The following is an 11,267-nucleotide window of genomic DNA, read 5'->3' as shown; positions in this document are numbered from 1 at the left end:
AAATCAACACAAATTTCCATAAGTTTAAGACTTTAAAAAGATAGCCTTTAAAATCAAAACTAATATTCTGTGAATCCTGGTCTTCTATCTCAACATAGTCTTTCATAAGATTATTATAGTCTGGTATATAGTAACACTCCTGTAGAAATCAAAGAAATTATAGAAGCTATTGCAGTGAGGCTAGACAACGCTGTCTCCCCAGTTCCTAGTGACTTCTGTTTTAAGGGTTCTACATAAATAATATCATTAGGTTGTATATAGTAATATGGAGATTCCATCACCCTTACATCCGTTAAATCCAGACTATGAATTTTCTGTCCGTGTGGATATTGGCGTATTATTTTAACATCTTTTTTATTACCAGTCACAGGAATTTCTCCAACGTTAGCAATGGCTTCAAAAATATTAACACGTTCTGTAAACAATACTTGACTTCCCGGGTTACCTACTTCACCATTCGCTGTATAGCGTAATCCTGCCAATTTCACAGTAACAAATATGTTTGCGGTTTCCTTAAATTGCTCTTCTAGAAGTTGTTTCTCAATTTTCTTTTCAATGTCTTCCGTAGTATATCCTAAAACATTAATATAACCTAAAGTAGGCATTCGTATATTGCCGTGCACATCTACCGTAAACCCATCAAAGAAGGCACGTTCTGCACTACTAGCATTTAAATTCTCTTCTCCTGCTGGGTTTAATATTGATACCGTTTCTTGGTCCAAAGCTTTAACCCGCACATTCAATATATCGTTAACTTGAACCCGGTATGGTTTCTGAATTTCTGTAAGGTTATACGGTATACTATCGTGTGTAGCATTCCCTTTATTCTGGAGATATATAGTATCTTTATGAGGAATACATGAGGACACAACAATACAACTCAAAAAAATGATTAAAAGCTTCATACGCAGCATAAGGACTATGGATCTTAATGGACAAATATAATCTATCAACACTAATATCAAAACTAATACGTTTATTTTTGGTTTATTTCCGTTCTTTGTAAAAAAAAGAGTTTGAATTACCTCAATGTTGAAAACATATCAAAATCGTTTGGAGAGCTAGTACTTTTCAAAGACTTATCCTTTAGCATTCATAAAGATCAGAAGATTGCGTTTGTCGCTAAAAATGGAAGTGGAAAAACCTCTATCCTTAATATTTTAGCAGGAAAAGATGCCCCAGATGAAGGACAAATAGTCGTAAGAAAAGGACTTCGGCTTGCATTCTTAGACCAAGAACCCGATCTCGATCCTAATCTTACACTCGAAGAAACGATTTTTGCTTCCGATATTCCGATAATAAAAGTTATTGAAGCGTATGAGAAAGCTTTAAAACATCCAGAAGATACCGAAGCCTATCAAAAGGCATTTGAAGGCATGGATAGAAACAACGCTTGGGAGTTTGAAACACAATACCAACAGACCTTGTCGCAACTAAAACTCGATGATCTTTCTATTAAAGTAAAAGCACTATCTGGTGGACAAAAAAAACGTCTAGCCTTAGCTCAAGCTTTATTAAGTAAACCCGATATTTTAATTCTAGATGAGCCTACTAACCATCTCGATTTAGAAATGATTGAATGGTTAGAAGAGTACTTCGCCAAAACTCAACAGACCTTATTTATGGTCACGCACGACCGTTATTTCTTAGAGCGTGTTTGTAATGAAATTATTGAATTAGATGAAGGTGAATTACACACCTATAAAGGCAATTATTCCTATTATTTAGAAAAGAAAGAAGCCCGAATCGAAAACCAGGCTACCGAAGTCGGCAAAGCCAAACAACTCTTCAAAAAAGAACTCGATTGGATGCGTCGCCAACCCAAAGCACGTACTACAAAATCTAAAAGTAGGATTGATGATTTTCATGAAATAAAATCGAAAGCACATAAACGTCGTAACGATCATAAAGTGCAATTAGAAATTAATATGGAACGCCTAGGCAGCAAAATCATAGAGTTTCACAACGTCTCTAAAGCCTTTAAAGACAAAACAATTTTAGATGGTTTTGAATACACCTTCAAAAAAGGGGAGCGAATCGGCATTATCGGTAAAAACGGAACCGGAAAATCAAGCTTTCTCAACATATTAACCCAAACCTTACAACCAGATGCCGGAAAAGTGGTCATTGGAGAAACCGTCAAAATCGGTTATTATACCCAAGGAGGCATAACCGCAAAACCCAATCAAAAAGTCATTGATGTCATTAAAGAATTTGGCGATTATATTCCCTTATCAAAAGGCCGTCAAATCAGTGCGCAGCAATTACTAGAACGCTTTCTTTTCGACCGAAAAAAACAATGGGACTTTGTTGAAAAACTAAGTGGTGGCGAACAAAAACGCCTCTATTTGTGTACGGTTTTAATTCAGAACCCAAATGTATTAATCCTCGATGAGCCAACAAACGACCTAGATATCGTTACTTTAAATGTGTTGGAAGATTTCTTAATGGATTTCCCGGGCGTATTATTAGTGGTGTCGCACGACCGTTATTTTATGGATAAGATTGTCGACCACATGTTTGTATTTAGAGGAGATGGTGTTGTGGATGATTTTCCTGGTAATTATTCCGATTTCAGAGCCTATGATGAAAGTCAACCCAAACAGACAGAAGCCGTTGAAAAAGTAGATAACACTAAAGCCGTAAAACAAAACGAAGCCAATAAATTAGATTATAACGAACAAAAAGAATATAAGAATTTAGAATCAAAAATTAGAGCATTGGAATTAGATAAAACAGCTATGGAAGCCAAGTTCCTTAACCCTGATTTATCTCAAGACCAAATCAATGAACTATCTGAAAAATTACAAGTTATAATCGACACTATTGAAGAAAAAGAAATGCGCTGGTTTGAGTTGGCTGAGAAGTTGGAAGGATAGAGTTTGTCGCAGTGTTGAGATACAAGTAACTAGCGATTAGGAATAAAATAAGCATTTGCAAATATGAAAGTCCCAAATTTCGACAGCGTCGAAAACATCAATTTGCAGAAATAATGAACGAAGGAATGTAAATGCAAAGCGAAGCTTTAAGCACGAAATTCCGAAAGAGAATGGTGCCTAGGCAAATGTTTAGCATTCACGAAATCCTTATTAAGAAATGAAAAACGAGAGTAATTTCCTCAAATTGATTGTGATTTTTTGGCTAGGTTTATCCTGAGCGTCGTCGAAGGGTTTTGTATCAAGACAAAATGAACAAAGAAAACAAAAAAAATATAGTTTCTTTGTACTTTATAGCAAATCCAAACTAATAAACTATCAGAAAAATTACAAGTCTTAAGCAACACTATCGAAGAAAAAGAAAGGCACTAGTTTGAGTTGGCTGAGAAGCTTGAAAATTAGTGGTTAGTAAAAAGTGTAAAGTAAAAAAAGCTGAAAATATAACTTCAAGCACCAAGAGTTTTAATCAACACTCCTATTGAAGTTATTTTTCCAACTTCGTGCTTCCAACTTCCAACTTCTAGCTTCTAGCTTCCTCAACACTTTGCGCCTCCGCGACTTTGCGAGTAAATAAATTAAGAACAACATGTACCAATTAATATCATACATAAAATTTCTAATCACCTCCACCAACCAACACGGAGTCCACTCCCCTTTTATATACAACTTCGTCACCAAATGCCTTTATAGTAAAACAAAACATCAAGCTTACACAAAACTTAAACAGTATAAACAAGAATTACAAACCTCTAAAGCCGTTCTTGAAATTACAGATTTAGGAGAAGGCTCAAAAACCTTAGACGCTAACCAAAGACAAGTTAGCAAAATGGCAAAAACCTCAAGCAGTTCTAAAAAAGACGCAGAACTATTATTTAGGCTTTCAAAATACTTCAAATTTAAAACCTGTTTAGAATTAGGGACGTCTATAGGTATGGGCACTTATGCATTCGCTTTAGAAAACACAAACTCTCAAATTACAACTATTGAAGGTTGCCCAAACACATCAGCTTTTGCACAGTCCAAACTTACAGGCAAAAACATAAAGAACGTCGAATTCATAATCGGTAATTTTTCAGATACCATTCCGGCTTTAAAACAAGACAACTATGATGTCATCTATTTCGATGGGCACCACAATAAGCTAGCAACCATACAGTATTTTGAAGCCCTATTACCTAAAGTTCACAATGATACTATTTTTATTTTTGATGACATCTATTGGTCCAAAGGCATGACAGAAGCCTGGGAATACATAAAAAACCACAAGTCCGTAACCGTAACTGTTGACACCTTCCATTTAGGCTTCGTATTTTTCAGAAGAGAACAAGTCAAAGAACATTTTAAAATCAGATTGTAACCACAATGTCATCCTGAGCGCAGCCGAAGGATCTCTAAATAGCACCTAAATCTAAATTTACAAACATCGTCACCTTGAGCGCAGTCGAAAGGTCTCTTAAATTATACAACTTAAATGTCACCCTGAGCGCAGTCGAAGGGTCTATCAAAACCATCCCAAATTATAATAATTTCCATTAGCGTGTAACAACCCAACAACTTTAACGTCTTATTGTTTGAACCGACTTTTAAATTCTTTTATCTTGCAAAAGGTTTAAGCAACTATATCTTTTATATATGAGTAACAATGTCATTGAAATTAGAAACATTATTAGAGATTTTAAACTTGGACAAGAAATTGTTCATGTATTAAAAGGCATTGATTTAGACATTAAACGTGGAGAATATGTTGCCATAATGGGACCTTCTGGTTCTGGTAAGTCGACACTCATGAATTTATTAGGTTGCTTAGATACCCCAACAGCAGGTTCATATAATTTAAATGGAAATGACGTCAGTCAAATGTCAGATGACGAACTCGCAGACATTAGAAATACGGAAATAGGTTTCGTGTTTCAAACGTTCAACTTACTTCCTAGAACCACCGCTTTAGATAATGTCGCCTTACCTATGGTCTATGCAGGAGCATCAAAAAAAGAACGCGTAGAACGTGCTACGGAAGTTTTAACAGATGTAGGCTTAGCAGACCGAATGGATCACAAACCCAATCAACTTTCTGGAGGGCAACGTCAACGTGTAGCCGTCGGAAGAGCTTTAGTTAATAAACCCTCTATTATTCTAGCTGATGAGCCAACAGGAAACTTAGACTCTAAAACAGGTGTAGAAATCATGAAGCTCTTTGATGACATTCATGCCGCAGGAAACACCGTAATTATGGTCACTCATGAAGAAGACATTGCAGCACACGCCAAACGCGTTATTCGTTTACGTGATGGTATTATTGAAAGTGATACATTTAATAGTCCTCAGTAGGCGGTTTTCAGTTGCAGTTTTTGGTTGACAGTAGCATGTAATATAAGATTAGAGTCAAAGGGCCATTAAATGACATTAGCTAATATTCAAGTCCTAAATTTCGACAGCGTCGAAAACATCAATTTGCAGAAATAATGATCGAAGGAATGTAGATGCAAAGCGAAGCTTTAAGCACGAAATTACGAAAGAGAATGATGCCTAGGCAAATGTTTAGCATTCATGAAATCCTTATTAAAGAATAAAAAACGAGAGTAATTTCCTCAAATTGATTGTGGTATTTTGGCTAGGTTTATCCTGAGCGTAGTCGAAGGGGTTTGTATCAAGACAAAATGAACAGATAAATAGAAAATAAGCTTTCTTGAACTAAGTCAGTATTAATTGACAGGTAAGTTCATAATAAAACACATTCCTTATTTTTTCTTTGCGACTCTGCGCCTCTGCGTGAAACATAAAACCTTACTACCAAGAATAACCCTCCGTGTATCTCTGTGCAACCTCCACGAACCTCTGCGTAACCTGCACTTTGCGACTCAGTATCTTTGCGCGAAACAAAAAACTTAACAAAAAGAATTAAACCTGCGCGAACCTCTGCGAAAAAAGAACTTCGCGACTCTGCGCCTCTGCACGAAACCACAAATCTCAGCAAAACATTTATAAAGCGTCTCTTTCTCTAAAAGAACCCTCCGCGAACCTCCGAACAAACTCCGCAAACCTCTGTGTAAATGAAACTTCTCGACTTGGCGCATTCTCGCGAGACCACAAATCTCAGTAATAAAATTATGAAGCACCTATATCTTTAAGAATAAAACCTCCGTGAATCTCTGTGCAACCTCCACGAATCTCTGCGTAACAAGCACTTTTCAACTCTGCTCCTCAGCGAGAAAACTTCATGCCACCAACTTCCAACTTCCAACCTTATTCCTTAACTTTGAATACAAAACCATAAACTTCAAACCTTGAAAGTATACACAAAAACAGGAGACAAAGGCACAACCGCACTTTTCGGTGGCACTAGAGTTCCTAAACATCATATAAGAATAGAAAGCTACGGCACTATAGACGAGCTAAACGCTCATATCGGCTTAATCAGAGATCAAGATATTAACCAACTGTACAAAAACACCTTGATGGACATTCAAGATCGCTTATTTACGGTTGGAGCCATCTTAGCGACTGATCCTAAAAAAGCAACATTAAAAAGTGGAAAAGACCGTTTAAACATTCCAAAAATATCCAACGAAGACATTGAAAAGTTAGAAAAGGAAATGGATCTTATGGAAGACAGCCTGCCTCCAATGACGCATTTTGTATTACCAGGAGGTCATCAAACCGTGTCATTCTGTCATATAGCACGTACAGTTTGCCGTAGAGCAGAACGTTTAGCGTCGCATCTTAATGACTTAGAACCTTTTCAACCCGAAACATTAATGTATATTAATAGACTATCTGACTACCTTTTTGTGTTGGCACGGAAGTTGTCACATGATTTAAACGCTGACGAAATAAAGTGGATTCCAAAAAAGGAATCTTAATGCAGGTTTCGAAATCAGAATAGGATTACAAATTGCAAAAGGTGGTCCAAAAACAAAAGTTGAAGATTACACGTTCTTTTTAATAATGATTATTTAATTTGATTTTTTCTTGGATTGTTCAACTAAAAAATTATTTTTGCAAAAATTAAATTACACACGCAACTATGTATTGGACATTAGAATTAGCATCTTATTTAAGTGATGCGCCTTGGCCAGCAACCAAAGATGAGCTTATTGACTACGCAATTAGAACAGGAGCGCCATTAGAGGTCGTTGAAAATTTACAAGCGATAGAAGATGAAGGAGATTCTTACGACTCTATTGAAGAAATTTGGCCAGACTATCCAACGGACGAAGATTACCTCTGGAATGAGGATGAATACTAACATATAAAATTATCATAAAAAAAGTCTCTTGCGTTACTATAACTAAGAGACTTTTTTTATTTTCGGATGCTTTTTTAATTTGAAATTAAAACGGACTCCGATTTAAAAGAATTAACAATTGAAAGATTGTCCCCTTGAGGGGACCTTAGAGGTGTTCTTATAATCTAAAAACACGTCTAAAATTTGAAATATATTATACAACATCAACTTGATTATTCAAGTTAATATTTTCAAACTAACTGAAACAAAAAAACAAGATTGAAACCATTCAATCGATTACAAAACATACAATATGACCTTTTTAGATAAAGTCCTTAAAGTTTTTGTTGGAGATAAATCCAAACAAGACGTAGGTTCAATTAAACCTATTGTTGAAAAAATAAAAACGTTCGAAAGTGCTTTAGAAGCCCTTTCTCACGATGAACTTAGAGCAAAAACCACTGAATTTAAAGCAAAAATTGCTGAAGCTAGGCAACCGTTTCAAACCAAAAAAGAAGCCCTTTTAGAAAAAGCAAAAGTTACTGAAGATATCGATGAACGTGAAGACATATATCTCGAAGTCGATAAAATAGATGATGAAATCTACGAGGTAACCGAAGGGGTTTTAAACGACATTCTTCCTGAGGCTTTCGCTGTCGTAAAAGAAACAGCAAAGCGTTTTGTTCATAACACACAAATTCAGGTAACGGCAAATGCATTTGACCGTGAAGTTTCTGGAGAGCACGATTACGTCACTTTAGAGGGTGATCAAGCCATTTGGGCAAATTCATGGGATGCAGCCGGTAAGCCAATTACTTGGGACATGATTCACTACGATGTGCAACTTATCGGTGGTGTAGCAATGCATCAAGGAAAAATTGCAGAGATGCAAACTGGTGAAGGTAAAACCTTAGTTGCAACACTTCCTGTGTATTTAAATGCACTAGCCGAAAAAGGAGTACACCTTGTCACAGTGAACGATTACTTAGCAAAACGAGATAGCGCATGGATGGCACCAATCTTTCAGTTTCACGGTATGAGTATCGATTGTATCGATTACCACCAACCTAACTCTGATGCACGTCGTAAAGCTTACAACGCAGATATTACATACGGAACTAACAACGAATTTGGTTTCGATTATTTACGTGATAACATGGCACATTCGCCAGACGATTTAGTACAACGTCCACATCATTATGCAATTGTCGATGAGGTCGATTCTGTATTAGTCGATGATGCACGTACACCATTAATCATTTCTGGTCCTGTACCAAGAGGAGACGAACACGAGTTTGACGCGCTTAAACCAAAAGTGCAACAAATTGAAGAAGTACAACGTAAATATTTAGTTGGTGTTTTAGCTGAAGCGAAGAAATTAATTGCTGCAGGTGACACTAAGGAAGGTGGTTTCCAATTATTAAGAGCTTATAGAGGTATTCCTAAAAATAAAGCCTTAATCAAATATTTAAGTGAGGAAGGTATTAAGCAATTGCTTCAAAAAACCGAAAATTATTACATGCAAGACAACAATAGAGAAATGCCTTTAGTAGATGCAGAACTCTATTATGTTATTGATGAAAAAAATAATCAAGTTGAATTATCTGATAAGGGTGTTGAATTCTTATCCGGTAAAGACGATCCAGATTTCTTTGTTATGCCAGAAATGGGTACTGAAATCGCTAAAATTGAAAAGCAAGGCTTGTCAACCGAAGATGAAGCCAACCTTAAAGAGGAGTTATTTAGAGACTTCGGCATTAAGTCAGAACGTATTCATACGTTGAATCAATTACTAAAAGCCTACGCACTTTTCGAAAAAGACAATCAATATGTTGTTATGGACAACAAGGTAATGATCGTCGATGAGCAAACCGGTCGTATTATGGATGGTCGTCGTTATTCGGATGGACTACACCAAGCGATTGAAGCCAAGGAAAACGTAAAAATTGAAGCAGCTACACAAACGTTCGCAACTGTAACCCTTCAAAATTACTTTAGAATGTATCGTAAGCTGTCTGGTATGACAGGTACTGCGGTTACAGAAGCAGGTGAGCTTTGGGAAATCTACAAATTAGATGTGGTTGAAATTCCAACCAACAGACCAATCGCTAGAGATGATAGAGACGATTTAGTTTACAAAACGAAGCGTGAAAAATACAATGCTGTTATCGATGAAGTCACGGAATTAGCAAAAGCAGGACGTCCAGTTTTAATTGGTACAACCAACGTTGAGATTTCAGAGCTTTTAGGTAAAATGTTAAGCATTCGTAAAATAAATCATAACGTCTTAAACGCGAAACAACACAAAAAAGAAGCCGACATTGTAGCACAAGCTGGTAATGCAGGTCAAGTAACCATTGCTACCAACATGGCTGGTCGTGGTACAGATATTAAATTAAGTGACGAAGTAAAAGCCGCAGGTGGTTTGGCCATTGTTGGTACAGAGCGTCACGATTCGCGTCGTGTTGATAGACAGTTGCGTGGTAGAGCTGGTCGTCAAGGAGATCCAGGAAGTTCACAGTTTTATGTATCTCTTGAAGATAACTTGATGCGTTTATTTGGTTCTGAGCGTATTGCCAAGATGATGGATAGAATGGGCTTAAAAGAAGGAGAAGTTATTCAACATGGTATGATTTCTAAGTCTATTGAACGTGCTCAGAAAAAAGTAGAAGAAAATAACTTTGGTGTTCGTAAGCGTTTGTTAGAATATGATGATGTCATGAACGCACAACGTGAAGTCATTTACAAACGTCGTCGTAATGCTTTACATGGTGAACGTTTGAGAGTCGATTTAGCCAACATGATTTTTGACACCTCTGAAGGTATTGCTGAAACGAATAAAAACGCTAACGATTATAAGAATTTTGAATTCGAATTGATTCGTTATTTCTCAATGGAATCGCCTATTACTGAAGCTGAATTTGGTAAGAAGAGTGCGACTGAAATTTCGGGTATCATTTATAAAGCGGCTTTTAAGCACTACAGAGAAAAAATGCAACGTGCTGCAGATTTAGCATTTCCTGTTATTGAAAATGTATATAATACACAACGCGATAAATTCAAAAGAATCGTTGTACCGTTTACAGATGGTGTAAAAAATCTTCAAGTTGTAACAGACCTTGAAAAAGCATACGAAACTAAAGGAACACAGTTAATCAATGATTTTGAAAAGAACATTACATTAGCTATTGTAGATGACGCTTGGAAAGTACATTTACGTAAAATGGATGAACTTAAGCAGTCTGTTCAATTAGCAGTACACGAACAAAAAGATCCATTATTAATTTATAAGTTTGAGTCTTTTGAGTTATTTAAATTAATGATTGACCAAGTTAATAAAGATGTCATTTCATTCTTATTTAAAGGAGAAATCCCGCAAGAAACTGCAAATACAATTCAAGAAGCAAGAACGCGTAAACAAGAAAAGTTAGAAACGCAGAAAGACGACATTCCAAACATGGACGAACGTGCTGCACAAAATAGACAAGCTGGTGAAGGTGCATCGCGCCAACAACAGCAAGTTGTTGAAACCATTGTTAGAGACCAACCAAAAATTGGCCGTAATGATAAGGTTACAATTAAACACGTTATGAGTGGTGATTCAAAAGAAGTAAAATACAAGCAAGCCATTCCTTTAATTGAAAAAGGAGAATGGGTACTTGTTGAATAAAACCACTGTCACACTGAGCGCAGTCGAAGTGTCTATTAATAGAATTTTAAAATCCTAATGTAACTCATTAGGATTTTTTTGTTACAAATTATTCCATCACTACGCGTGAAATTGCTTTTCGGAATTTTGTATCGAGAAGTGGTACGTTGAGCATAGTCTGAATGCAACACAAGTAATCAAGGTTCTCAATACAATTTTTTCATCCTTCGAAAACCACTCGAACGGACGATATAGTAATCGCATTATGACACAACACAAATAAACCCAAAACGTCACTTCGAGTGAAATTTTCGCTTTTTAGAAAATTTTGTATCGAGAAGAGGTACGCTAAGCGCAGTCTAAATGCAACAGAAGACCTATGGCATTCTCATGAAAAACACACCTATTTTCCCTTATCTTTCTTTAAACTAATTATATCTAAACAGATTTTAGTAAC

At 36.3% G+C, this 11,267-nt stretch carries 7 protein-coding genes; 6 read left to right on the top strand and 1 reads right to left on the bottom strand.

Annotated elements, in window-relative coordinates; all coding sequences use genetic code 11:
- Positions 1-113: 113 nt before the first annotated feature.
- Positions 114-884: a polysaccharide biosynthesis/export family protein gene (locus ITJ86_RS13705; RefSeq protein WP_317190633.1), complete on the bottom strand. Its 771-nt coding sequence runs from the start codon at positions 882-884 to the stop codon at positions 114-116.
- 132 nt (positions 885-1,016) lie between these two features.
- Between ITJ86_RS13705 and ITJ86_RS13700 the strand changes: the two genes are divergently transcribed.
- From ITJ86_RS13700 to secA, 6 genes are all read left to right on the top strand, one after another.
- The gene (locus tag ITJ86_RS13700) at positions 1,017-2,879 is read left to right on the top strand and encodes an ABC-F family ATP-binding cassette domain-containing protein (protein WP_195872218.1); all 1,863 of its coding nucleotides are present in this window, start codon (positions 1,017-1,019) and stop codon (positions 2,877-2,879) included.
- A 643-nt stretch (positions 2,880-3,522) separates the two neighbouring features.
- Positions 3,523-4,293 carry an O-methyltransferase gene (locus tag ITJ86_RS13695; RefSeq protein ID WP_195872217.1) on the top strand — a complete coding sequence of 257 codons (771 nt, stop codon included), beginning with the start codon at positions 3,523-3,525 and terminating at the stop codon, positions 4,291-4,293.
- Between the two features lie 275 nt (positions 4,294-4,568).
- Positions 4,569-5,264: an ABC transporter ATP-binding protein gene (locus ITJ86_RS13690; protein ID WP_195872216.1), complete on the top strand. Its 696-nt coding sequence runs from the start codon at positions 4,569-4,571 to the stop codon at positions 5,262-5,264.
- A gap of 956 nt (positions 5,265-6,220) precedes the next feature.
- Entirely contained in the window at positions 6,221-6,796 is a 576-nt protein-coding gene (locus ITJ86_RS13685) for a cob(I)yrinic acid a,c-diamide adenosyltransferase (RefSeq protein ID WP_195872215.1), read from the top strand.
- A gap of 164 nt (positions 6,797-6,960) precedes the next feature.
- On the top strand, positions 6,961-7,182 hold the full coding sequence (locus ITJ86_RS13680; protein ID WP_008272287.1) for a DUF2795 domain-containing protein: 222 nt from the start codon (positions 6,961-6,963) through the stop codon (positions 7,180-7,182).
- A gap of 292 nt (positions 7,183-7,474) precedes the next feature.
- Positions 7,475-10,831, top strand: coding sequence for a preprotein translocase subunit SecA (gene secA, locus ITJ86_RS13675; protein ID WP_195872214.1), 3,357 nt, complete (start codon positions 7,475-7,477; stop codon positions 10,829-10,831).
- Positions 10,832-11,267 lie beyond the last annotated feature (436 nt).

The sequence above is a fragment of the Winogradskyella marina genome (assembly GCF_015645385.1).
GTDB lineage: Bacteria > Bacteroidota > Bacteroidia > Flavobacteriales > Flavobacteriaceae > Winogradskyella > Winogradskyella marina.
This window is presented reverse-complemented; position numbering and strand designations above follow the sequence as displayed.